The sequence below is a fragment of the Pseudomonas putida genome (assembly GCA_041879295.1).
GTDB classification, from domain to species: Bacteria; Pseudomonadota; Gammaproteobacteria; order Pseudomonadales; family Pseudomonadaceae; genus Aquipseudomonas; species Aquipseudomonas putida_Y.
The window spans coordinates 2654735-2676500 of the sequence record CP047152.1; the positions used below are offsets into that span (position 1 = coordinate 2654735).

The following is a 21766-nucleotide window of genomic DNA, read 5'->3' on the forward strand; positions in this document are numbered from 1 at the left end:
CCACCCAGCGCGTCATGCGGCTGACGGATGGGTATACCGCAATCCAAAAAGGGCAGGGGCGTGCCCCGGCGATCCAGCCAACAAGTCAATGCTTGGCCGTGGCGAGTAGCCGATAGCGCGAGAAGGGCGTGCCGTCGATATCCACCTCTCCGTCAAGGCGAAACCCCAGGCGAAGAATACCTTTGATTCGGGTTCTGGTTGGTGGAAGCAACAGGGTGATCGACTCAAGCCCCATCTCCTGGAAAGCGCGCCGTACGATCTCATCGAAAATCACTCTGCCAAGCCCCCAGTAGTCTGGATGAAGCACCAAGGCAAGATCAGCGTCACCGTCTTCCTGCTGCAGGCCACCCCAGCCGGCGAATTCATCTTCAACGAAAAAAGCCCAGGGACCATAGCCATTCAGTGCCCATTGGGCCTCTTTTTGGGCGACCCACACCTTGCACTTGCTTTCGTCAAAGTCGGGACGACCCAAGGGCATTTGGCGTAAGACATCGGGATTGTTGTTGAGCGCGATGATGTCAGCGATGGAGGCGTCGCTGAGAGGTCGGAAATGCAGTTGCATGATGTGCCTTTTCAAACCGCTTTAAACCTGATGTATAGCGCCCTGGCCGAACTGCACCAGTGCGGATCGATTCATAGGCCGCCGACTGCACGGCCTGAGGTCCGCTTCTTACGCTAGACCACCGCGCCAAACAAGCGGCCCACCAGAGCCGTGACGCCCATGGCCAGCGCCCCCCAGACGGTCACCCGACAGGCGCCCGTCATGATGCTGGCCCCGCCAGTCTTGGCGGCAATAGCCCCCAATGACCCGAGAAATACCAATGACATGCCCGATATCCAAGGCACCACGCTGTGCTCCGGCGCGACAAAAGTCACCGCCAGTGGCAAGGCGGCGCCCACCACGAAACTGGCGGCGGACGCCAGGGCGGCTTGCAAGGGTTTGGCGGCGAGCGTGGTGCTGATGCCCAGTTCGTCCCGCGCGTGGGCGCCCAATGCGTCATGAGCCATCAGTTGATCGGCCACTTGATGCGCCAGCTCGGGTGCTACCCCGCGATGTATGTAGATGTTGGCGAGTTCGATGTGCTCAGCTTTCGGGTCTCTGGCCAGTTCTGCCCGTTCGCGGGACAAGTCCGCCCGTTCGGTATCGGCCTGGGAATGTACCGAAATGTACTCGCCAGCGGCCATGGACATGGCCCCGGCCATCAGCCCCGCCATTCCGGTGACCAGCAACGTGGCATGGCTGGCGTCGGCGGCCGCGACGCCTATCAGCAGGCTGGCGGTAGAGACAATGCCGTCGTTGGCACCCAGGACAGCGGCGCGCAACCAGCCGATACGATCGCTTCTGTGTACCTCAGTGTGTCTGTGCATGAATTTCACTGTTTAACGGGGCTCCCTGTCATCAGGCGGTTCAAGTGACTTGCAGCCGGCGTCAGCGGGTTTCAATTTGCGCCTGCAACTGTCCGCCGACAATGGATATTTCTTTGAACTGTTCGCCCTCGCGCAGCACGAACAGCGCGTCCATCCCGCGCTCCTGAGCCAGACGAGGGCCTTCGGTTTCGCCCAGGACCATCAGCGCCGTGGCCCAGGCATCGGCGAGCATGCACGAGGCCGCCACCACGGTGACGGCGGCGAGCGAGTTGCGCAGTGGCGCGCCGGTGGCCGGGTTCATGGTGTGAGCATAGGACTGACCGGCCACGTCGACCCACTGTCGGTAGTCGCCGGAGGTCGCGATTGAGGTATCGCTAAGTTCCATCACACCCATGACTTCACGCACGCCCCTTTTGGGCTTTTCCAGGGCCACGACCCAGCATTGTCCGTCAGGTTTGACGCCCCGGGCGCGCATTTCGCCATCGATACCGACCAGGTAGCGAGTGATACCTGACCCTTCCAGGCAACGGGCCAGTTCATCCACGCCAAAACCTTTGGCAATCCCACTCAAGTCAAGGTTCGCCGGCGCGCGCTTGCGTACCTGATTGCGTTGTGGCTCAACCTCCAATGCGGCGTCGGCTGACAGCCAGGTGCGCGGCGCAATTGTGCCGATTCCCTGCGCTGTGACCTGCCGCGCCGCTGGGCCGAAGCCCCACGCGTTCACCAGGTCACCAACAGCGATGTCGAAGGCGCCGCCGGTTTGCCGGCTGACGCGCAATGCAGCAGACAGCACCGTGGTCAGTTCGTTGGGTACCGACACCCATTGCTGCTCGGGGGCGGCATTGAGGCGGTTAAGGTCCGAGTCGGGTTTCCAGGTGGACATTTGCTGGTCCACCCGGGCCACGGCGCGGGCAAGTTGCTGGCCAATTTCGTCGGTATCAAGCCCGGCCCCGGCATAAAACAGGGCGGTGTAGCGGCTGCCCATGGTTTCGCCGTTCAGGCTGTAACGCTGCAACTCAGTAGACATCTTCACGGTAGCGTCCTTGTGCCTTGAGGGTCAGCACGCTGAGGTTGAGGGGCGCCAAGACTTCATCCAGGGCCTGCATTACGCCTTTGGCCATTTCGCGACTGCCACACACCAGCACTTGGGCACCTTTTTCAATCAGCCGGCGCAAGGCGAGGGCATCACTGATCAGCCGGTCTTGTACGTAGCTGCGCTCCGGGACCTGAGAAAAGGCGGCGTGCAATTGCGTAAGGCGGCGGTCCGACAAGAATTGGTTGAGTTCCGGTTCGTAGAGAAAGTCCGAGGCCGGGTTGCGCCCGCCCCAATACAAGTGCATCGGGTGTCGGGCCTTGTTGTTGCGGATAAAGCCGGCCAAAGGACCGATACCGGTACCGGCGCCGATCAGGATTACCGGGTGCGTGCCCGATGCCGGACGAAATTGCGGGTTGGGCTGAATGAAGGCGTCAATCTGCGCGCCAATGTCCAGGCCGTGAAGAAACTCCGAGCACATGCCCCCGTTGTGTTTACGCACACAGATCTCGAGCACGCCGTCCTGGGAACCGCTGGCCAGCGAGTAGAAGCGCGGGATTGGGCTGCCCGGGGGCAGAATCCCGACCAGGTCGCCGGCCAGAAAGCTCGGCAGTCCGCCGCGCGCTTTGAAGCGCAGGACATGGGTCGGTGCATTTACCTGTTCGCCATAGGCAATCCGCTCTGTCAGCTCTAGTGAATGGGTACGCGGCCGCTGCGGGGTATGAACCAGCGCCAGCGCGTGCCCCAACACGTCGCCCAACGCGTGGCCCCAGCGCGCAAACTCCTGAGGGGACTGGCGGTTGACGGTTTCCAGCCCCAGCAATGGCGAGCCACCGGCCTGCAACATGGCGTCCTGCACTTGATGGGCGTACTGACAGAACTGCGCAAACTGGCGGTCGCCCAGGCCCAGCACCGCAAAGGGTAGGCCGGGCTTGATGCCGGTTTTGGCCAGCCGCGCCAGGAACTGCGAAGCCGAGGCCGGCGCATCGCCGTCACCGTGGGTCGCGGTGAGGATGAACACCCGTTGGGCACTACGGTAATCGCCCAACCAGTCGTTCATCGCCGCGCTGTGCACCTGATGGCCGCTCTGGTGCAAGGCGTCATGCAAGGTTTTGGCAAAACCCCAGGTGCTGTTGTTTTCACTGCCCACCAGAATCACGCTGTCGGCGGCATGCGCAGGGCTGTTGTGGCGGAGGCTCGGGCCAGCCTTGCGGCGGCGCCACCATAATAGAACGCCGGTCACGCTCATCAACGGCACGCAGAGGGCGCAGAGCCCGAGCAACAGGCCCAGCCACCAGAGGCCTTCGCCAGTGTGCAACTGGTAGACCAATTCATAGAGGTTGAGCATCGGGTCGTGGGCTTGATAGGACAGCAAGGCGCCGCTGGCCTGATCCACGTAGCCGTCGCCCTGTGCTGTGCGCAGGGAATACACATCGCGGGGGTTGCCGGGGCTCGGGTAGACCAGCTCGCGCAAGTCGTTCAAGTCGGTGGCCTGCAAGGCCTGCAGCTTCGCCACCGGCAAGGCCGGACCGGCGCTGACGTGCGCAGGGAAGGCGGGTTCACCTTGACTGCCGTCGGCGATAAAACCAAACGTGGTGGCGGACATGTAGGCCCCGCTCAGTGCCGACAACAACAGCCCGAGCAAGGCCAGTCGCCCGACTTCAGCATGCCAGCGCTGGCTGAAAGTGCCCCGCAGCGGCCGCAGCAGGTTGCGCCAGCCACCCAGGCGTCGGGCCAGCAATAGCGCGCCGGACACTGACAGCGCCAGCATGAGCAGGGCACCAACACCCGATACGCCATGGCCCGGCGTGCCAAGGAACAGCGAGCGGTGCAGGTCTTTCACCCAGCGGGTGAACGCGGATGGCTCGTAAGGGGCGAGCCCTTGGCCGGTCAGTGGGTCGACCTTCTCCGCCCCGGCCTTGCCGTTCTGGTTGTAGTAGACGATCACCGTGCCGGACGCTGAGCGCTGGATCTGCTCCACCCCCGTAAAGTGGCTGGCAACGCGCCCGGCAAGTTGGCCGACGTTGAGTTGCCCGGCAGAAGTGGACGTATTGTGCAGACGTTCCAGCGCCGGCTCGACAGACAGGATCGCGCCGCTGATGGCCAATACCATGACCAACAGGGCGGCGATCAGGCCAGGAAGGGAATGGAACTGACGAAGCATGTTCAGCCTCCGGAGGTGGCGGGTGCTACAGATCGTAAGTAAAGGAGTCGACGTAGCCACTGCCGGTCGCGGGCTTGCCTGCACCCTTGGATGTCAGCGGCACGCTGACATCGCCGCGGGCGTCGCGTTTGTCCTCGACGGCGCTGTCGATGCGGATCTGATACCCGGCATCAATCAGGGTGTCCGCCAGTTCTACGCTGACTTTCAGCGTGCGCCCACTGCCGACGCTGGCGCCGCTGACCCCGTCGAACTCGCTCGGGTTCATCCCGCTGCCACGGGCCCAGTCGGCCAGGTGCTTGTAATATTTGGCCTTCTTGCCGGCCACCCAGAGGGTTTTCTGGTACTGGCCATTGGCGTCGGTGACGTAGATCGCCAGGTAGGCATCATTGCCGCTGTAGTCCTTGAGCTGCGTGGTCAAGGTCACTTCACGGGCCTGGGCCAGCGCCGGCAGGGTAATGGCGCCGATGAGGCAGGTTGCTGCGATGATCTTTTTCATGAGCGTGTCCTCTTGATCGTTAGGTCGAGAGCCTGGACCTGCCGGCTGACAGCAACCTGAACGGCAGGAAAATTCATAGACAGGTGAGTTGTCATTCGGCGAGCGGGCTGCCGAGATAGTCCCTGGCGTCGCCGTCATTGCGGAAATGGACCTCGAGTGTCCTCAGGTGCAGCGATGCCGGGGAGTAGCTGGCTTCGATGTCATTGCCTTTGCGGTCCTGGCCCTTGAGTTCGTAACAGCCATCGTCGACCTTGATGCGCTGCACGCGCCAACCGTATTGCCGCTCTACCTGCTGACGCAGGGTTTCGCGAGGTTGCCAGTCGCTGACCGGGTCGCTGCAGTCGTCACCGGCCAGGGCGTAACCGCTGAGCAGCAAGCCCATCAGCGTGGCATTGGCAATAAAACCTGATTTCATGACTTGTCTCCTGTCGAGGGCGGCGTCTGTGGCATAACCTAAAGGGCCTTCCTGACAGCCAGCTGAATTTTCAGATTCACGTCAGGCAAGGCGATTAAGGTGCTGCAAGACAACCATCACAGGAGGTGTCAGATGCGGGTTCTACTGGTCGAGGACGCTCCTGGCCTGGGTGAAGCGGTGCGCGAGCAGATTGCCGATGATGGCCACGCCGTCGATTGGGTACAGCGCTTGGACCACGCGCGCAACAGCGTCCGCAGCACGCCTTACGACTTGATCTTGCTGGACCTGATGCTCCCGGACGGGCGCGGGTTGGATTTTCTGCGTCAACAACGCTCGGCAGGAGACGTGACCCCGGTGATTATCCTGACCGCCCAGGATCAGATTTCCGATCGTATCGCCGGCCTCAACGCCGGTGCCGATGACTACCTGGTCAAACCGTTCGACCTGTTTGAACTCTCGGCCCGCGTGGCAGCGGTGGGGCGGCGTTATAGCGGCAATCCCAATCCACAGATCAAACTCGGTGATTTGCAGGTCGACATGAGTGCCCGCACGGTGCAACGGGGCAGTGCCACGGTGGACCTCACGGCGCGGGAGTGGGCGCTGTTCGAGGCGTTTGTGCAACGCCCCGGCGCGCTACTGTCCAAGTCGCAGCTCGAAGAGCGGCTGTATGCTTTTGGCGCCGAAATCGAGAGCAATACCATCGAGGTATACATCAGCCGTCTGCGTAAAAAACTCGGACGCGAGCTGATCGAAACCGTGCGAGGCATGGGCTATCGGTTAATGTCCGCATGAAGCCTTCTTCGAGCCTGCAAATACGTCTCGGTCTAGGGCTGACGCTTGGTATGACTTTACTCTGGCTGGTGGCGACAGTGGGTGCCTGGCTAGTGGTGCGGCATGAGTTGAACGAAGCGTTCGATAGCGCGTTGGAAGAAACTGCACAACGCATTCTGCCCTTGGCCGTGCTGGAAATCAGCAACCGGGAAGAATCCCGGACAGCACAACACGTCGCGACACTGAAGATGCACAAGGAATACCTGACTTACCTGGTGCGCGATGCCAAGGGCAAGATTCTGATGCAATCTCACGACGCCAACCCGCAGATTTTCAACCGACAACCAACTGAAGGCTTCTCCACTTCTGAAAAGTACCGATTGTATGGCGCTAGCGCATTGCGTCAGACGCTGTTCATCGAGGTGGCCGAACCGCTTGGTCATCGTCGTGAAGCCGCGCGGGAGGCCTTGTTTGCGTTGTTGTTGCCCCTCATGGTGTTGATTCCTGTCAGCCTGGTGGGTACCTGGTTATTGGTGCGTTTCAGCCTGCGCAGCGTGCTGGCTTACCGTCGTGCCATTGAAGCGCGCGGTGTGGGTGACCTGTCTCCGATCAAGGTGGAGCACCTGCCTGCAGAAATCGATCCGTTGGCTGAGGCGGTCAATCACCTGCTGGAGCGCTTACGCAACGCCCTTGAGGCCGAGCGCAGCTTTACCGCCAACAGCGCCCACGAACTACGCACACCATTGGCCTCGACCCTGGCGCAGATCCAGCGGTTACACCACGAAGCGCCGGAGGGGCCGCTGCGAGTACGTGCACAGAAGATCGAACACGCGTTGCATGAGCTTTCAAGGCTTTCAGAAAAGCTCATGCAGTTGGCCAAAGCCGAGGGCGGCGGGCTGTTGTCCGAAACGCCACAAGACCTGATCCCGTTGCTTGCCCATGGCGTGGACGAGTGGAACCAACGCAGCGGGCAGCGCATCGAGTTGCGGTTGCCAAGCCAGACCAGCGTGTATTCGATCATTGACCCGGACGCCTTTGGCATCCTGCTGCGCAACCTGATTGAGAATGCGCTGAAGTATGGTGCAACGGACCAGCCGGTCGAAGTCAGCCTCACCGAGCAGGCACAGCTGCGGGTAGTCAATAGTGGCCCGGCAGTGCCGCAGCCTGTATTAGAACACCTGACCGAGCGTTTTGTGCGTGGTCACAGTGAGATCAGTGGTTCGGGGCTGGGCTTGGCGATTGCCAAAACCATCGTGCAGGGGGTAAACGCGCGGATGAAATTGGTCTCCCCGGCAACAGGTCGACAGGATGGGTTTGAAGTCTGCATCTGGTTACCGCTTGCCCCATCATGAAAGTCCATGGGGCTCGCTATCAGGCGCTCAGCACTCGTTTCAACACTTCGTAAATCCTGGCATCAGCCGATTGGGCAACGTTGAAACGGATGAAATCACCCGCAGTCATGGACTGGCTAAACGCATTTCCGGGCGCCAGCACTACACCTTCATTCAAGCAAGCCCGGGCCAGCGTGGCTGCATCCGTGCCTTGAGGGAGTTGGCACCAGACATACATGCCTGACTGGGGCGTTATCCAGGGCTTGATACCAACGGCCCTTAGTTTCGCTACCGTTCTCTCCATGGCCTCGGCCAGCCTGAGGCGAACGCTTTCCATGTGTTTGCGGTACCCGCTATCGGTAATCGCCAGATGGATGATGTCCGCGGCCAGGCGGCCACCCCCGAATGTAGTCGCAATCTTGAGATCGACCAGGCTCTGGATCCAGTCACTGCGAGCCGCGATGTAGCCGCATCGAATCGACGCGGAGATGGTTTTGGAAAAACTGCCTATCTGGATGACACGAGAGAGACCATCGAAGGCAGACAGCCGTGGCGCTGGTGCATTCTCGAAATCCCCGAAGATGTCGTCCTCTACAATCACCAGGCTGGAGTTGTCGGCCAGCTTCAGCAGCCTGTGCGCCGTGACCGGAGACAGGGTGGCGCCGGTTGGGTTATGGATGCCTGCATTTGTTATGTACAACCGGGGAGCATGCGCTAGCAGGGCAGCGCCAAAAGCATCGATGTCCGGGCCCGTTGCCGTATAGGGTACGCCTACGATGTTGACCCTGTGCGCTTTGAGCAGTGCGTGAAAATTGAAATAGCAGGGGTCGTCGACCAGCACGGTGTCCCCCGGTTCCAGCAGAAAACGGCAGATCAGGTCGATGGCGTGGGTGCCGGACTCCGTGAGCATGATCTGCTCGAGAGGGGCTTCGATCCCGATGCCTGTCAGCCTTCGTGACAAGAATTGCCTGAGTGGCAGATGCCCAAGCGGTGAGGCGTACTCAGTCAGTTTCAGCGTGTCAGAACGGGCAACGGTTCGAAGCGCTTTCCGCAAGCCCGCTTCGAACATCCAGGAGGGAGGTAGCCACCCGCACCCCGGTTTCAACGCATCGCTAGCGGTTTCAAGCGACTGGCGGGAGATCCACAGCGGGTCCACTTCACGATCAAGCCTGGGGCCTAGTTCGGTGAGTACCAAGGGCGCCACTGGTCCGGCTACGTAAAAGCCGGAGCCAGGGCGAGAATTGAGTACACCCTCTGCCATCAACCTTTCATAGGCCTCAAGAACCGTAGAAACCGACACTTGCATGGTCTGCGCCATAGCGCGGACCGAGGGAATTCTCGCGCCTGGTGTGTAGGTTCGAGAGGCGATCCGCGACTGGATTTCACCCATGACAGCTCGAATTCGCGTTCCGTCCCGTTTCATCGCACCCTCAACTGTGCTGGAGTCATATGCATAACAGTTTGGTTGAAGTGTATTGGATTGTACATGGCCTGGGTGAGCCTGTCGGTGATGTACTGAGCCTTGGCTTATCGAGGACTTACCGATGGAAAAATCAGCAAGCGGGTGGATCAACGGCTTCATAGGCGTCGCCATCTTTGCGGGTTCGTTGCCGGCAACCCGAGTGGCAGTGGCCGACTTCGAACCGACGTTCCTCACCTGTGCCCGGGCAACCATTGCCGCCATGCTGGGCGCGCTTTTTCTGATCGTGCTACGCCAGCCTCGACCCAAACGGAAGGACTTGTCGCCCTTGGCCGTAACAGCGCTCGGCGTTGTTATCGGTTTCCCGCTACTGACCGCATTTGCCCTTCAGCACATCAGTTCTGCTCACTCCATTGTCTTTGTCGGGCTCCTGCCATTGTGTACCGCAGGCTTTGCCGTTCTGCGGGGCGGTGAACGACCTCGGCCATTGTTCTGGCTGTTCTCGTTGACAGGTGCCGGGTTGGTCGCTGGCTATGCCTTGATGAACGGAGGTGAGGCATCGGCGGTGGGCGATCTGCTGATGTTGGCTGCGGTTGCGGTCTGTGGGTTGGGTTATGCCGAAGGCGCGCGCCTGTCGCGGACATTGGGGGGATGGCAGGTGATCAGCTGGGCATTGCTGGTAGCGTTACCGTTCATGCTGCTGCTGACGGTGGTCAATCTTCCAGCCCCTGATGACTTTGCCAGGGTAAGTGCCCCTGCGTGGCTCAGCTTTGGCTACGTTTCACTGTTCAGCATGCTGATCGGGTTTGTGTTCTGGTACCGAGGGCTCGTCCAGGGGGGGATTGCGGCTGTGGGCCAACTGCAACTGTTTCAGCCCTTCATGGGGCTTGGGCTGGCAGCGTTGCTTCTGCACGAGCATGTCAGCTGGACGATGCTGCTCGTGACGCTGGGTGCTGTCATCTGCGTTTACGGGGCTAAGAAATATGCCTAAGTACAGCGTCATTCCCTGTCAAACAAGGTTGGATGTAGCCCGGCGCCGTCTGACGCCGGGCTGAATTGCATCAGAAAGGCTTGGTAGGCAGGTACTTGCCGTCCAGGGTGATCACAGCGCGGTGGCCACCGTCCGGGTCTTCGACTTTCTTGATGTCCAGCTTGAAGTTGATGGCGCTGATGATGCCATCGCCGAACTTCTCGTGCACCAGTGCTTTGAGGGTGGTGCCGTATACCGACATCATTTCGTAGAAACGGTAGATGGTCGGGTCGCTCGGCACGCCGTCGAAGAAGCTGCCGCGGATAGGCATCGATTGCAGCAGCGCGACTTGATCAGCATCGAGGCCGAGTTTCTCGCCTACGACCTTCGCGGCGCTTTCAGGCAGCGGATGCTGGCCGAGCAGTGCTGCTGTAACGAAAGCTTCGGACAGGCCGGTGCCGTCAACGATTTCGGCGAAGGAGAGGTCTTTGCGGGCCTTGGCCAAAATGATGGTCTCGGTCAGTTCCTGGCGAGCAGTGCGGGTAGCTTGAGTCTGGATCATGGTGAATCTCCTGGGTAGGCAAAGGTACAGGTAAGGTTTCAGGCAACGTGCCTGGCTTGCTGGGAAACGGCGTGGACTTCCGGGTTTGCTGCGAGAGACACGAAGGTCCCGGTACTGCCATCAAAGGCGTCGATGCATCCGGTCTCGATGTCATAAATCCAGCCATGCAGGGTCACGCGGCCTTCTTCGAGCGCCAGACGCACGGATGGGTGGGTCTGGATGTTGGCCAACTGCGCGATGACGTTTTCGCGCACCATGGCAGCGATTTTGCTCGGCTCGTCCGCGTGCTGACGGGCTTCGTTGACCACCTTGGCCGAGTCTGCGTACCGCAACCAGCCGGATACGGCAGGCATGTGGTCCAGGCACTTGCAGGTGGCAATGGCGGTCATCGCGCCGCAGTCCGAGTGGCCGCAGATCACGATGTCTGCGACGTTGAGGCCAGCCACCGCGTATTCGACCGAGGCCGAAACGCCGCCCGGTTCCGGGCCATAGGAGGGCACGATGTTGCCGGCGTTGCGGATTACAAACAGATCGCCTGGTTCGCGCTGGGTAACCAGTTCAGGCACCAGCCGGCTGTCCGAGCAAGAGATGAACAGTGCCTTTGGGCTTTGTTGGGTGGCCAGGTCCTTGAACAGTTTGACCCGCTCCGGGAAGGCGTTTTGCTGAAATTTCAGAAAACCGTCGATGATCGCTTTCATGGTGGCTGTCTCGATGTCGCTGGGTGTGAGACAAAGATTAAGCAGCGCATGACATAAGGTAAAAGTCTCATTTATTATGCATACAATCAGATAATCTTATGGGTAAGGCCATGCTCGCTCGACATATCCAGTACTTTCTTGCGGTGGCGGAGCACCTCAGTTTCACCAAGGCTGCAGCGGCGCTGCACGTATCTCAGCCAGCCCTTTCCCAGCAGGTAAGGCAGTTGGAAGAAAGTCTTGGCGCCCAGTTGTTCGACCGCTCAGGCCGCGCAACACGTTTGACGGATGCCGGAGACGTCTATCTTCACTATGCGCGCCGTGCTCAGCAGGAACTGCGGGAAGGTAAAAGTGCCATCCATGACGTGAGCGACCTCAGCCGCGGCTCATTGCGCGTAGCCGTCACGCCGACATTCACGACCTATCTGGTGGGGCCGCTGATCGAGGCGTTTCACTTCCGGTATCCAAACATCACCCTCAACCTGAAAGAGATCTCTCAGGAGCGCATCGAGGAGCTGCTTTTGGCGGGAGAACTGGACGTAGGTATTGCGTTCGATGAAATAAATTCTCCGGACATCGAGGCCGTTTCCTTACTGAGCGAAACCCTCGCTTTAGTGGTGAGCCGCAGACACCGCCTGGCCGAGGAGCGGTCCATTGCATCGCAGGCGCTGAGTGCTGAGTCTATGGTTCTGCTCAGTCCAGAGTTTGCCACTCGCGAACAAATTGACCGCTACTTCCGCAAACACGAAATTCGCCCGCAAGTGCAGATGGAGGTCAATGCCCTTGGCGCAGTGATTGAAATCATTCGCCGGACGACGCTGTCGACTTTATTGCCTGCCAGAATTGCCTTGGCCCATGACGATCTGGTGGCCATCACGCTGGAGCCAGAACGCTTGCAGCGAACGGCCGTACTCATGCGGCGAAAAGAGGCCTTTTTGAGCGCAGCCGTGCGCGTGTTCATCGAACTGGTTAAAGAAGTATCCAGCGATCTTTAGGCGTGAAGCCGCGTAGGTACAACGCGATCTCCACTACTACGATTAACCCGGTGATCGTCGAGGCCATGGGTCTTCGTGCTGGAACTGATACCGTCGCTCGGCGCGGTCAGGGCTGAGGTCGCGGTTGAGGACGGCCTGAGCAAGATGGGCTTCTGGCAAACAAAAAAACCTGATCCTCTATGTAAAAGAATCAGGTTTAGCAGGACCTACAGGCCCAGTTCAGTCAGGCCTGGGTGATCATCCGGCCGGCGACCCAGGGGCCAATGGAACTTGCGCTCGCTTTCCTTGATGGGCATGTCGTTGATGCAGGCGAAACGGCGGTGCATCAAGCCATCGGCTTCAAACTCCCAGTTTTCGTTGCCGTAGGAGCGGAACCAGTTGCCCGAATCGTCGTGCCACTCGTAGGCGTAACGGACGGCGATGCGGTTGTCGGTGAAGGCCCAGAGCTCTTTGATCAAGCGGTAGTCCAGCTCTTTCTTCCACTTGCGAGTGAGGAATTCCTGAGCTTCTTCACGATTGTTTGCAAACTCGGTACGGTTACGCCATTGGGTGTTCGGCGTATAGGCCAGTGCAATCTTTTCGGGTTCGCGAGTATTCCAACCATCCTCGGCGAGTCGGACTTTTTCAATCGCCGATTCGCGAGTGAAAGGAGGAAGTGGCGGACGAGTGTGTTCGTTGGACATGGTGGTGCCTCCAATCTTCTGGATGGTTAAGTTGAGTGGGTGTTGCTTTAACGTCAAACGCTTGCGTGCTGTACGTCCTTGAGTAATATCTTTGCGATTTCTCTTGCACTATCGAGAACGGTGTAGTCACCCATGACGTGGGCCACGGTTATCGTGCCCTCTATCATCAAAAAAAGTTGCTTGGCCAAGCCAGCCGGATCGTTAATCCGTAATGCGCTGGTCAGCTCTAGCGTGTAGTCCAGCAGCTTTTGTTTATGCAGTTTTGCGATCTGCCGAACAGGATCGTCTGCGTCACCAACCTCTCCGGCTGTGTTGATGAACGCACATCCGCGAAAACCGTCAGACTCGAACCAACTTTTGAGTACATCAAAAATTCCAAGGATGCGCGCTTCTGGCGTTTGCGCTTTTTCGCATTCACTTCTAAACCACTTCATCCAGCGTATATCGCGTGCATTGAGTGCCGCTGCGGCTACGTCGTCTTTATTCGCAAAATAACGATAAATACTTTTACGTGCTACGCCAGAGGTCTTTACCAAGAGGTCCATGCCCGTGGCATGAATCCCGTTTTCGTAAATAAGCTTCTCGGCAGTCGCCAGGATTTTTTCGCGTGTGTCGGTCATTGGCTTATCCATGTAGTCAGAGTAGAACGATCGTTCTCCCTGGTCAAGCATCTCTTGAAATTATTCGATTGCGCGCAAGCGGGGCGCCGGAATGCTTTCGATCAGGGGGGGGGCTTCCCGCTGATCAGTCGCGCTCCAGTTCGGCGAAGCGGCTGGACAGCCAGGCGTGAAGGTGCCTCACCGCAGGCGACAACTGCTTGCGGTGTGGGCACACCAGACTCAGCGGCATGGCCGGCCCGGGGTGATCCTGCAATAGCACGACAAGCCTTCCTGCCAGTACATCGTCGCTCACATCCAGCCAGGACTTGTAGGTTATTCCTTCGCCGGCCACGGCCCAGCGCCGGGCGATATCAGCGTCATCGCAGAGCAGGGCGCCACGCACCTGGACGGTCTGCGTTCCCAGTTGCCATTTGTCGTAGACCCGGCCCTGCTGCATGTACAGCAAGCACTGGTGTTCGAGCAGGTCTTCAGGGGCTTGCAGGTTGCCTTGCTGCGCCAGGTACTCGGGCGAGGCCACCAGTACCTTGCGGTTCCAGGGCGCCAGTGGCAGGGCTATATAGTTGGCGTCGGCGTTCAGGCCATAGCGGATGGCGATATCTACCGGATCGCGAAAAAGATCGGCGATCTGGTCGGAGAGAAACAAGCGCAGGTTCAACTGTGGATGCTCTCGGCGAAACGCCGTGAGCCAGGGCAACAACACGTTGCGTCCCAGATCGGAGGGCGCGGCCACCTGCAAGGTTCCGCTGAGCTGGGCGCTTTCCTGACGCAGGTTGTCGCGCCCGTGCCTGAGGGCTTCCAGGGCGACAAGGGCCGAGGGAAGGTACTGCTCGCCCTCGGCTGTCAGGCGCAAGCTGCGTGTGGTGCGGGCAAACAATCGCACATCCAGTTCACGCTCCAGGCGCTTGACTGCCTCGGCTGCCTGGCCGGGCAGCAGGTCGGCCTCATGGGCCGCCGCGGTAAAGCTGCCCAGCGCGGCACTGCGAACGAAGATGCCCAGGTCGTCGAGACGGATCATTATCACTCCTGCAATGAAAGTGTTGACGGGCAGGGTCCGTTTTTTCCGGCCGCCTGGCACGCCAGACTCAATGCCAGATCAAACCACATTCAGCAGTGAGTGCCTATGAGAGCGATCAGTTACATCCACAAAGGCTTGCCTATCGAAGACCCTGCGTCTCTTCAAGACATCTTTATGCCTAAACCCAGCCCTGGGACCCGGGACCTTCTGGTCGAGGTCAAAGCCGTGTCGGTCAACCCTGTCGACACTAAGGTACGCGCCGGAACTTTCACGGGAGAGCCGAAAATCCTCGGCTGGGACGCGGCCGGAATCGTCCGCGAAGTCGGGGCCCAGGTGACCCTGTTCAAGCCCGGAGATCAGAGTCGCCAGCCTCATCAATGCCGCCAACATGCGCCGTGCCCATGCGCTGGTCGAGAGTGGCAAGGCGCGCGGCAAGATCGTCCTGGAGGGCTTCTGAAACGCGTATGACAGACCACGGCGGACCGGCCGATCCGGCCCGTCAGGAACAAGCAGGGTTAAACGAACCGTGTTTTTCTGCGCCGCGCTTACTCACGGCGCCACGCCCGGCGAAACGCATGCACACCTTGAAGCAGGCAGTACCGCGCCTGCGCCTTGCAACTGACCAGGAGCTTGATATGAACCAACAAGATTACCCCCTCGTTTCCCTCGCCATCCTCAAGGCCAAGCCAGACCAGAGAGCAAAGCTGAAAGCGGCCTTGCTGGCCTTGATCGAACCGACTCGGGCGGAGCCCGGCAACCGCGACTACATGCTGTTCGAACGCAGCGACGAGCCCGGGACGTTCTACATGCGCGAGGCGTTCGACCACCAGCAGGCCCTGGACGCGCACCTGACCACCGCTCACTTCCAGCGGTTTGCCGAGCAGGCCGAACAGTTGTTGGCGGAGCCCTTGCAACTGATCTTCCTTGACCCGGTGTCATCTGCCGTTGCGCCCTGTCCCTGAGGCAGGCCAGGCCTTGGCCACTGTGGCGTTACTGCCAGCAGCATCGGCACGTAGGCACACGCAAGAGCGGAGGGCAAACAGGGTCAGGCTTGGCGTCCACGACTTGTCTTTACACTTCAAGCGCTAAGCAATGCTTCGAGCTGGCCCTTGCGATCCAGACTCGCCAAGTCATCGAAGCCGCCGACATGCACCTTGCCAACAAATATCTGTGGGACGGTTCGGCGTTGGGATCGCTGCATCATTTCCGCCAAGTGCCGGGGTGACTGTTCAACGTCGATTTCGTCAGGGGTAATGCCCTTGCTCGACAGCAGTCGCTTGGCGCTCACGCAGTAAGGGCAGTGCTGGGTGGTGTAGATCGTCACGTGGCTCATGGTGGTTACCTTCCTAGCTTGCCGATGGCGGAAAGTCGATATCGGTAGCGGCGATGTTGTTCAGGTAGTTGGTCAGGGTTAACAGCGTGACCTGCGCCACTACCTCCACGATCTTGCTATCCGTAAGGCCCGCCTCACGCGCTGCAGCGATCTGCTCGTCACTCAACTGGCCGCGACTCGCGGTGATCTGCTGCGCCAGCGCGGCAACCGCGCTGAGTGTGCCGGCTCGGGCTTGCCTGACGGCCTCATCGCTCAACCCAGCCTTGCCGCCAAAGAAGGTGTGTGCCGCCAGGCAGTAGTCGCAACCGTTGATTTGCGAGGTGGCGAGGGCAACGACTTCACGCTCGACGGCACTCAGTGAGCCTTTACCCAAGGCTTGGGCGAGGGCCAGGTAACCGTTGAGTGCGACCGGAGAGTGAGCCAGGGTCTTGAATGCATTGGGGATGAAGCCGAGACCTTTCTGAATGCCTTCGAGGGCTGCGCGCGTGCCAGTAGGGGCCTGGTCCAGCGAGAGAGTAGCGATGCGAGTCATGGTAGTTCTCCACTAGGTTGATCAAACGGCTTGTCTATCAAGCCTGGAGTCCATACTAGGGAGGCAGACTTTTCTTTCGGCTTCAGATCGTCGAAGGTATGCAACAGATCGTCTAAATCTGAGCGCGCTATGGACCGACTATCGACACTGCTCAAGCACTTCAACCTGCACGCATCCACGTTTCACCAGGGTGGGTTCTGCGGAACAACCCACCTTTATGGACAACACAGTGTCGGCCACGCCCACCTGCTGCGCTCGGGGCGTCTGGCCTTCAGGGGCAAGCGTGGCCAGCTGATCGAGTTGACCGAACCCAGCCTGATTCTGGCGGTGCGCCCGCAGGAGCACCACTTGCTGGCCACCGAAGCCGATGAGGCGGAATTGGTTTGCGCCACCCTGCATTTCGATGGCGGCGCCAACAACCCGCTGACCCTGGCTTTGCCGGACTTCATCATCAAGCCCCTCGGCGAATTGCAAGGCCTTGATGGCACCCTTCACTGGCTGTTCGAAGAAGCCTTTGGAGATGAGTGTGGTCGTGATGTCATTCTCAATCGCTTGTTCGAGCTGATGATCATTCAACTGCTTCGCCACCTCATCGCCAACCGCAGCATCGCCTCGGGAATGATGGCCGGGTTGGCCAACACTCAGCTGTCCCGCGCGCTTGTGGGGATCCACGATGAGCCGCAGCGCAATTGGTCCGTGGCGGAACTGGCGAATCTTTCGGGCATGTCGCGGGCAAGCTTTGCCGCGCACTTTCGCGAGATCGTGGGTATCACCCCCGCGGACTACCTGGCGAACTGGCGCATCAGCCTGACGCAGAAACGCCTTCGCGAAGGGCGCCCCATTGCCCTGATCGCCGATGAGGTCGGCTACGAAAGCCCTTCTGCGCTGGCCAGAACCTTTCGCCGCAAGGTGGGCGCAAGCCCGACGCAATGGCTGCAGCAGGATGCGGTATAACGCCTGCTCGACAGATTTGCGCGCGAGGCAATGAGCGAGGTCCCGTGCCCCAACGAGGTGGCTTATACGTTCTCCCGAAGAAATTCGATGAACGCCATCGTCCTTGCCGAGCGTCGCCGCTCACAGCTGAACACGGCGCTGACCGGCAGCGCGGTCGTCTGGTATTCGTCGAGCAGGCTACACACGCCACCCTGCTCGAAGTCCGCAGCAAACAGCCATTGCGGAGACAGGGAGATGCCCAGGCCGGCGAGGACCATTTCACGAATGGCCTCGCTGTTGTTGCTGGTGACGTTGCCTTTGATTGCAACCTCAAGTGCTTCGCCACGACGGGTGAAGTGCCAGCGGTCGTAATGCTCAAGCAAGGTGAAGGCGATGCAGTTGTGGCCTGCCAGTTCGGCGGGCTCGCGTGGCCGGCCATGGCGATCGAGATAGGCCGGTGCAGCGTAGACTCGCCGTGTGCTGGTGCCCAGGGGCACGGCCACCAGTCCCTCGCTCTTCACCACGCCAATGCGGATGGCTAGGTCGATGTTTTCCATGAGCAGGTCTTCGTTGTAATCGTTCAGGCGCAGGTCGATCTGCACATCGGGATGTCGCTGTAGAAAAGCCCCGATCAGGGGCGCTATACATAGCCTCCCATAGCTGACCGGTGCGGCAATTCGCAGGGGGCCGGCGATCTGCTCCTGGCCGCTGGCGAAGCTGCGCGTGGCATGCTCTAGCTGGCTGAGAATTTCCTGGCAGTGGCTGTAGAAACGTTGCCCTTGATCGGTGAGGGCGAGGTGCCGGGTGCTGCGGGCAAACACGGCTCCGCCCAGGTACTGCTCCAACGCACGGACCTGCTTGCTGACTGCCGGCTGCCCCATGTTCAGCTCCCGAGCCACTGCCGAAAACGAGCCACGCTCCACGACGCGCACGAAGATGCGCATGCTGTCGAACAGATCCATCGCTATTGGGCCTCTTGGGGGAATAAGTAATATGCAAATTTAGTTTCTTATCGGAATGAGGAAGACGGTGCAACCTGTAAGCGTCCACTCATTCAGAGGTTCCCGTCATGAATCAGACCATGCTTGCCGCTATCGCCGAATCCGCCCAGACCCCGCTGGCCGTGCGCCACATCGCCCGTCCTGTACCCGGCAAGGGGCAGGTCCTGGTGCGGATTCACGCCGCAGGGGTCAACCCGCTCGACACCAAGATCGCTGTCGGTGCAGGCGCTCATGCCCGCCAGGCGCTGCCGGCCGTGCTCGGCCTGGATCTCGCTGGTACGGTCGTTGAACTGGGCGAGGCGGTTGATGGTTTCACGCCTGGCCAGGAGGTCTTCGGCATGGCCGGCGGCATCGGCGGCGCCCAAGGCACCCTGGCCGAATACATCGCCGTGGATGCCAGGCTGATTGCATCAAAGCCGCATGCGCTCGGCATGCGTGAGGCTGCCGCGTTGCCGTTGGTTTTCATCACCGCCTGGGAAGGTCTGGTTGATCGGGCCAATGTTCATAGTGGTCAGCGGGTGCTGATTCATGGCGGCGCAGGTGGCGTCGGCCAAGTTGCGGTGCAATTGGCCAAGGCTCGCGGTGCCGAAGTCTACGCCACCGGCTCCGCGAGCAGTCTAGACTTCATCCGCTCGCTGGGGGCCACGGCGATTGACTATCAGGCGCAGGGTGTAGAGGCCTATGTCGAACAATATACGGCTGGAGAAGGTTTCGACATCGTTTATGACACCGTCGGCGGCAGCACGTTGGATGCGTCATTCAAGGCAGTAAAACCGTATACCGGGCACGTACTCAGCTGCCTCGGTTGGGGCCAGCACAGTCTCGCGCCTTTATCCTTCAAAAGTGCCACCTACTCGGGTGTATTCACCCTGGCACCGCTACTGACCGGGAAGGGGCGCGAACACCACGGAAGTATCCTGCGCGAAGCAGCTGTTCTGGCCGATGCCGGGCAACTGACGATCCGGGTGGACCCGCACCAGTTTGCACTGGACGAGGTCAACGACGCATTCCGACAGGTCGCGGAAGGTCGTGGCAGGGGCAAGACGGTTATCCAGTTGGTAAGCGATTAGCCTCCAGAGCTTCATTAATCAGCAGTTACCGGCCAGTAGCGCCCGCTTCTGGCCCTGGCTGGCTTTCACGAATCTGCCCAAGGGTAAAATTGGCGTTTCACACGCAGATGCTCCAGGCCGGTGGAAACACGCTGGATTACCACGTCTTTCAGATCCGTGTCCGAAATCAGGAAAGGCGGGGTCTTGGCGAGGAGCACCTTCATCGTCGCAGTATTCCTGCCGTCGCCGTCGTGGATGGCACGGGCTTCGCCCTTGTTCGCGGGCAAGCCCGCTCCCACAGGGATGGCGCCAGCTTTTAGAAATTGAGCAAGACAGTTGCTCCTACCCAAGATTTTGGTCCCACCCCCCGAACCATCAACCAGATGACGGCCAGCCATTTCTCCCGCACACTGCGGAAAATTCCCAAGCCCGTACCCCGTCACATTGCGGGGCACAGCCGGAGTAGAAAATGGCGCGACAACTAATAACAAACGCCCACGACCCGTTGCACGAATCCCGCGAGGCCCGGTTGAAGCTGGCCAGCGAAGGCGAACTACCGCTGGGCATGCTGCGTGATGAGATCGACGCCTCCTGGCGCCGAAGCCTGGGCCACGGCCTGGACTGCCTGCAGGGCGAACAGGTCGGCCTGGGTTTGGAACAGGGCCATGACCTGCGCCTGCTGCTGGAGCGCAACCGCCTGCTGATCGATGCCGTCACCCCAGAACTTGACTACCTGGTCGCGCGCCAGGGCAAGGCTGGCATCGTCATCCTCGGCGACGCCCAGGCCAACGTGCTGGCCATCGAAGGCCAGAAGCACGTGCTGCAGCGCGAGGGCCTGCGCGATCTGCACCCGGGCAGTTGCTGGAGCGAATCGCTGCGTGGCACCAACGCCATCGGCACGGCCGTGGTCGAAGGCCGGCCGACGCTGATCAACTGCGGCGAACATTACCTTGACCGTCTGAGCCCGTTCTCCTGTACTTCCGTGCCATTGCGCGACCCGCGCGGCGAGGTGATCGGCGTGCTCGACATCACCCGCGAAGGGGTGATGGCGCAACCGCAGGACAGCCTGTCGACCCTGATGCTGGCGGCCGGCAACATTGAAAGCCGCCTGTTTGGCCTGTGCCACCCAGAGCAGCTGGTGCTTGCCTTCCACAGCCGCCCGCAGTACCTCAACAGTGCCTGGCACGGCCTGTTGGCCCTGAGCCTGGACGGTGAAGTGCTGGCCGCCAACGACAGTGCCTGCCAGTTGTTGCAGGTGCCGCGCCATGAGCTGATTGGCCGGCGCAGCACTGACCTGCTCGGTGAACGGTCACCTGCGTTCATTGCGCGCCTGTGGCAGGGCGGTGTGAGCAGTGTGCAGACGGCCAAGGGCGAGTTCCACTTCCGTGCCTTGCAGTTGCCACGCCATGGCCGGGTCAATGGCAGCACGCCGGCAAGCAAGCCGGTGCTGGGCAAGCAGTCGCCGGCACTCGACGCCCTGGCCGGTGGTGATCCACGGCTGGCGCGCAACTTGCGCATGGCCCGCCAGGGGCTGGGCAATGGCCTGCCGGTGCTGCTGCTGGGCGAGACCGGTACCGGCAAGGAAGTGGTCGCTCGCGCCTTGCACCAGGCCAGCCCGCGTGCCGACAAACCGTTTGTGGCAGTCAACTGCGCGGCCATTCCCGAAGGGCTGATCGAGTCCGAGCTGTTCGGCTACCGTGAGGGCGCCTTCACCGGTTCGCGCCGGGGCGGCATGGTCGGACGGCTGATGCAGGCCCATGGCGGCACGCTGTTTCTCGACGAAATCGGCGACATGCCGCTGGCCCTGCAAGCACGCCTGCTGCGGGTATTGCAGGAGCGCCGCGTAGCACCATTGGGGGCGGGCGACGAGCAGGACATTGACGTGGCGCTGATCTGCGCCACCCACCGCGACCTCAAGCGCCTGGTCCAGGAACAACACTTCCGTGAAGACCTTTACTACCGGGTGAACGGTGTGTCGTTGCGCCTGCCGGCCCTGCGCGAACGTGATGACCTGGCGGCGATCATCCAGGGCCTGCTGGACAAGGCCGATGCGCGTGGCGTAACCCTTGACCCGGCGTTGACCGCGTTGCTCGAAGGCTTCGACTGGCCAGGCAACATCCGCCAGCTGGAAATGGTGGTGCGCACCGCCCTGGCCATGCGCGAGGATGGCGAGCAGGTGCTGACCCTCGATCACCTTACCGACTGCCTGTTGGACGAGCTGGCGAGCAGCACAGCGCCCTCCGGCAGCCTCAAGGACAATGAACTGGAGCAGATCCGCGGTGCTCTGGCACGCCACCAGGGCAACGTCTCGGCCGCCGCCGAGACGCTGGGTATCAGCCGGGCGACGCTGTACCGCAAGCTCAAGCAGTTGCGCGGCTGA

The 21766-nt window shown here is 60.5% G+C and carries 24 protein-coding genes and 1 pseudogene; 9 read left to right on the top strand and 16 right to left on the bottom strand.

Features of this window, described 5'->3' with window-relative positions:
* Positions 1-85: 85 nt before the first annotated feature.
* The 6 genes from GST84_12040 to GST84_12065 form a co-directional block, all read right to left on the bottom strand.
* Entirely contained in the window at positions 86-562 is a 477-nt protein-coding gene (locus GST84_12040; GenBank protein ID XGB13062.1) for a GNAT family N-acetyltransferase, read from the bottom strand.
* A 113-nt stretch (positions 563-675) separates the two neighbouring features.
* Positions 676-1377, bottom strand: a complete 702-nt coding sequence (locus GST84_12045; GenBank protein XGB13063.1) for a VIT family protein — start codon at positions 1375-1377, stop codon at positions 676-678.
* A gap of 52 nt (positions 1378-1429) precedes the next feature.
* Positions 1430-2395: an FAD:protein FMN transferase gene (locus tag GST84_12050; GenBank protein XGB15754.1), complete on the bottom strand. Its 966-nt coding sequence runs from the start codon at positions 2393-2395 to the stop codon at positions 1430-1432.
* Complete coding sequence (locus GST84_12055; GenBank protein XGB13064.1) at positions 2385-4565, bottom strand: nitric oxide synthase; 2181 nt, start codon at positions 4563-4565, stop codon at positions 2385-2387. The genes GST84_12050 and GST84_12055 overlap by 11 nt, the downstream gene beginning before the upstream one ends.
* 25 nt (positions 4566-4590) lie before the next feature.
* Positions 4591-5061, bottom strand: a complete 471-nt coding sequence (locus GST84_12060; protein ID XGB13065.1) for a DUF2271 domain-containing protein — start codon at positions 5059-5061, stop codon at positions 4591-4593.
* A 91-nt stretch (positions 5062-5152) separates the two neighbouring features.
* Positions 5153-5476 (bottom strand): PepSY domain-containing protein, encoded by a 324-nt coding sequence (locus GST84_12065; protein ID XGB13066.1) that lies wholly within the window; start codon positions 5474-5476, stop codon positions 5153-5155.
* 132 nt (positions 5477-5608) lie between these two features.
* Between GST84_12065 and GST84_12070 the strand changes: the two genes are divergently transcribed.
* Together GST84_12070 and GST84_12075 are read left to right on the top strand one after the other, a co-directional pair.
* Entirely contained in the window at positions 5609-6268 is a 660-nt protein-coding gene (locus GST84_12070) for a response regulator (GenBank protein XGB13067.1), read from the top strand.
* Positions 6265-7599 (top strand): two-component sensor histidine kinase, encoded by a 1335-nt coding sequence (locus GST84_12075; protein ID XGB13068.1) that lies wholly within the window; start codon positions 6265-6267, stop codon positions 7597-7599. Before GST84_12070 ends, GST84_12075 begins: the two co-directional genes overlap by 4 nt.
* Positions 7600-7618: 19 nt before the next feature.
* On the opposite strand, the gene GST84_12080 is transcribed toward GST84_12075, so the two are convergent.
* Positions 7619-9001 carry an aminotransferase class I/II-fold pyridoxal phosphate-dependent enzyme gene (locus tag GST84_12080; GenBank protein ID XGB13069.1) on the bottom strand — a complete coding sequence of 461 codons (1383 nt, stop codon included), beginning with the start codon at positions 8999-9001 and terminating at the stop codon, positions 7619-7621.
* A 121-nt stretch (positions 9002-9122) separates the two neighbouring features.
* On the opposite strand from GST84_12080, the gene GST84_12085 reads away from it, so the two are divergent.
* A complete protein-coding gene (locus tag GST84_12085; protein ID XGB13070.1) occupies positions 9123-9989 on the top strand; it encodes an EamA family transporter in 867 nt (288 codons plus the stop codon).
* Between the two features lie 70 nt (positions 9990-10059).
* Here the strand turns inward: GST84_12085 and cynS are convergent, their stop codons facing one another.
* Both cynS and GST84_12095 read right to left on the bottom strand, forming a co-directional pair.
* Positions 10060-10530, bottom strand: coding sequence for a cyanase (cynS, locus tag GST84_12090; protein ID XGB13071.1), 471 nt, complete (start codon positions 10528-10530; stop codon positions 10060-10062).
* 38 nt (positions 10531-10568) lie between these two features.
* A complete protein-coding gene (locus tag GST84_12095; GenBank protein XGB13072.1) occupies positions 10569-11228 on the bottom strand; it encodes a carbonic anhydrase in 660 nt (219 codons plus the stop codon).
* 110 nt (positions 11229-11338) lie between these two features.
* Between GST84_12095 and cynR the strand changes: the two genes are divergently transcribed.
* Positions 11339-12220 carry a transcriptional regulator CynR gene (cynR, locus tag GST84_12100; protein XGB15755.1) on the top strand — a complete coding sequence of 294 codons (882 nt, stop codon included), beginning with the start codon at positions 11339-11341 and terminating at the stop codon, positions 12218-12220.
* Between the two features lie 206 nt (positions 12221-12426).
* Here cynR and GST84_12105 read toward each other — a convergent pair whose 3' ends face one another.
* The 3 genes from GST84_12105 to GST84_12115 all read right to left on the bottom strand — a co-directional run bounded on the left by GST84_12105 (position 12427) and on the right by GST84_12115 (position 14538).
* The gene (locus GST84_12105; protein XGB13073.1) at positions 12427-12903 is read right to left on the bottom strand and encodes a DUF1348 family protein; all 477 of its coding nucleotides are present in this window, start codon (positions 12901-12903) and stop codon (positions 12427-12429) included.
* A gap of 53 nt (positions 12904-12956) precedes the next feature.
* Positions 12957-13535 (bottom strand): TetR family transcriptional regulator, encoded by a 579-nt coding sequence (locus tag GST84_12110; GenBank protein ID XGB15756.1) that lies wholly within the window; start codon positions 13533-13535, stop codon positions 12957-12959.
* Between the two features lie 112 nt (positions 13536-13647).
* Positions 13648-14538: a LysR family transcriptional regulator gene (locus GST84_12115; GenBank protein XGB13074.1), complete on the bottom strand. Its 891-nt coding sequence runs from the start codon at positions 14536-14538 to the stop codon at positions 13648-13650.
* Positions 14539-14643: 105 nt separating this feature from the next.
* Between GST84_12115 and GST84_12120 the strand changes: the two are divergent.
* Together GST84_12120 and GST84_12125 are read left to right on the top strand one after the other, a co-directional pair.
* Positions 14644-14898: pseudogene (locus GST84_12120) on the top strand (alcohol dehydrogenase catalytic domain-containing protein).
* Between the two features lie 215 nt (positions 14899-15113).
* Positions 15114-15500, top strand: coding sequence for an antibiotic biosynthesis monooxygenase (locus GST84_12125; GenBank protein XGB13075.1), 387 nt, complete (start codon positions 15114-15116; stop codon positions 15498-15500).
* A 116-nt stretch (positions 15501-15616) separates the two neighbouring features.
* Here the strand turns inward: GST84_12125 and grxC are convergent, their stop codons facing one another.
* Positions 15617-15871, bottom strand: coding sequence for a glutaredoxin 3 (gene grxC / locus GST84_12130; GenBank protein XGB13076.1), 255 nt, complete (start codon positions 15869-15871; stop codon positions 15617-15619).
* A 13-nt stretch (positions 15872-15884) separates the two neighbouring features.
* Positions 15885-16403 carry a peroxidase-related enzyme gene (locus tag GST84_12135; GenBank protein XGB13077.1) on the bottom strand — a complete coding sequence of 173 codons (519 nt, stop codon included), beginning with the start codon at positions 16401-16403 and terminating at the stop codon, positions 15885-15887.
* Positions 16404-16532: 129 nt separating this feature from the next.
* Here GST84_12135 and GST84_12140 point away from each other — a divergent pair, with 129 nt between their 5' ends.
* Complete coding sequence (locus GST84_12140; GenBank protein XGB13078.1) at positions 16533-17357, top strand: AraC family transcriptional regulator; 825 nt, start codon at positions 16533-16535, stop codon at positions 17355-17357.
* 62 nt (positions 17358-17419) lie between these two features.
* Here the strand turns inward: GST84_12140 and GST84_12145 are convergent, their stop codons facing one another.
* On the bottom strand, positions 17420-18298 hold the full coding sequence (locus tag GST84_12145; protein ID XGB13079.1) for a LysR family transcriptional regulator: 879 nt from the start codon (positions 18296-18298) through the stop codon (positions 17420-17422).
* A gap of 107 nt (positions 18299-18405) precedes the next feature.
* Between GST84_12145 and GST84_12150 the strand changes: the two genes are divergently transcribed.
* A complete protein-coding gene (locus GST84_12150; GenBank protein XGB13080.1) occupies positions 18406-19407 on the top strand; it encodes a zinc-binding dehydrogenase in 1002 nt (333 codons plus the stop codon).
* Positions 19408-19472: 65 nt separating this feature from the next.
* Here the strand turns inward: GST84_12150 and GST84_12155 are convergent, their stop codons facing one another.
* The gene (locus GST84_12155; protein XGB13081.1) at positions 19473-19673 is read right to left on the bottom strand and encodes a hypothetical protein; all 201 of its coding nucleotides are present in this window, start codon (positions 19671-19673) and stop codon (positions 19473-19475) included.
* A 182-nt stretch (positions 19674-19855) separates the two neighbouring features.
* Between GST84_12155 and GST84_12160 the strand changes: the two genes are divergently transcribed.
* Complete coding sequence (locus GST84_12160; protein XGB13082.1) at positions 19856-21766, top strand: AAA domain-containing protein; 1911 nt, start codon at positions 19856-19858, stop codon at positions 21764-21766.

Excerpts from the sequence above, each read along its gene's own strand:
- GST84_12140 (XGB13078.1), top strand. The coding sequence starts at position 16,533 with ATGGACCGACTATCGACACTGCTCAAGCACTTCAACCTGCACGCATCC.
- GST84_12135 (XGB13077.1), bottom strand. The coding sequence starts at position 16,403 with ATGACTCGCATCGCTACTCTCTCGCTGGACCAGGCCCCTACTGGCACG.
- cynR (XGB15755.1), top strand. The coding sequence starts at position 11,339 with ATGCTCGCTCGACATATCCAGTACTTTCTTGCGGTGGCGGAGCACCTC.
- GST84_12115 (XGB13074.1), bottom strand. The coding sequence starts at position 14,538 with ATGATCCGTCTCGACGACCTGGGCATCTTCGTTCGCAGTGCCGCGCTG.
- GST84_12075 (XGB13068.1), top strand. The coding sequence starts at position 6,265 with ATGAAGCCTTCTTCGAGCCTGCAAATACGTCTCGGTCTAGGGCTGACG.
- GST84_12060 (XGB13065.1), bottom strand. The coding sequence starts at position 5,061 with ATGAAAAAGATCATCGCAGCAACCTGCCTCATCGGCGCCATTACCCTG.
- GST84_12065 (XGB13066.1), bottom strand. The coding sequence starts at position 5,476 with ATGAAATCAGGTTTTATTGCCAATGCCACGCTGATGGGCTTGCTGCTC.
- GST84_12080 (XGB13069.1), bottom strand. The coding sequence starts at position 9,001 with ATGAAACGGGACGGAACGCGAATTCGAGCTGTCATGGGTGAAATCCAG.
- GST84_12070 (XGB13067.1), top strand. The coding sequence starts at position 5,609 with ATGCGGGTTCTACTGGTCGAGGACGCTCCTGGCCTGGGTGAAGCGGTG.
- cynS (XGB13071.1), bottom strand. The coding sequence starts at position 10,530 with ATGATCCAGACTCAAGCTACCCGCACTGCTCGCCAGGAACTGACCGAG.
- grxC (XGB13076.1), bottom strand. The coding sequence starts at position 15,871 with ATGAGCCACGTGACGATCTACACCACCCAGCACTGCCCTTACTGCGTG.
- GST84_12160 (XGB13082.1), top strand. The coding sequence starts at position 19,856 with ATGGCGCGACAACTAATAACAAACGCCCACGACCCGTTGCACGAATCC.
- GST84_12105 (XGB13073.1), bottom strand. The coding sequence starts at position 12,903 with ATGTCCAACGAACACACTCGTCCGCCACTTCCTCCTTTCACTCGCGAA.
- GST84_12145 (XGB13079.1), bottom strand. The coding sequence starts at position 18,298 with ATGGATCTGTTCGACAGCATGCGCATCTTCGTGCGCGTCGTGGAGCGT.
- GST84_12110 (XGB15756.1), bottom strand. The coding sequence starts at position 13,535 with ATGGATAAGCCAATGACCGACACACGCGAAAAAATCCTGGCGACTGCC.
- GST84_12050 (XGB15754.1), bottom strand. The coding sequence starts at position 2,395 with ATGTCTACTGAGTTGCAGCGTTACAGCCTGAACGGCGAAACCATGGGC.
- GST84_12125 (XGB13075.1), top strand. The coding sequence starts at position 15,114 with ATGCACACCTTGAAGCAGGCAGTACCGCGCCTGCGCCTTGCAACTGAC.
- GST84_12150 (XGB13080.1), top strand. The coding sequence starts at position 18,406 with ATGAATCAGACCATGCTTGCCGCTATCGCCGAATCCGCCCAGACCCCG.
- GST84_12085 (XGB13070.1), top strand. The coding sequence starts at position 9,123 with ATGGAAAAATCAGCAAGCGGGTGGATCAACGGCTTCATAGGCGTCGCC.
- GST84_12040 (XGB13062.1), bottom strand. The coding sequence starts at position 562 with ATGCAACTGCATTTCCGACCTCTCAGCGACGCCTCCATCGCTGACATC.
- GST84_12055 (XGB13064.1), bottom strand. The coding sequence starts at position 4,565 with ATGCTTCGTCAGTTCCATTCCCTTCCTGGCCTGATCGCCGCCCTGTTG.
- GST84_12095 (XGB13072.1), bottom strand. The coding sequence starts at position 11,228 with ATGAAAGCGATCATCGACGGTTTTCTGAAATTTCAGCAAAACGCCTTC.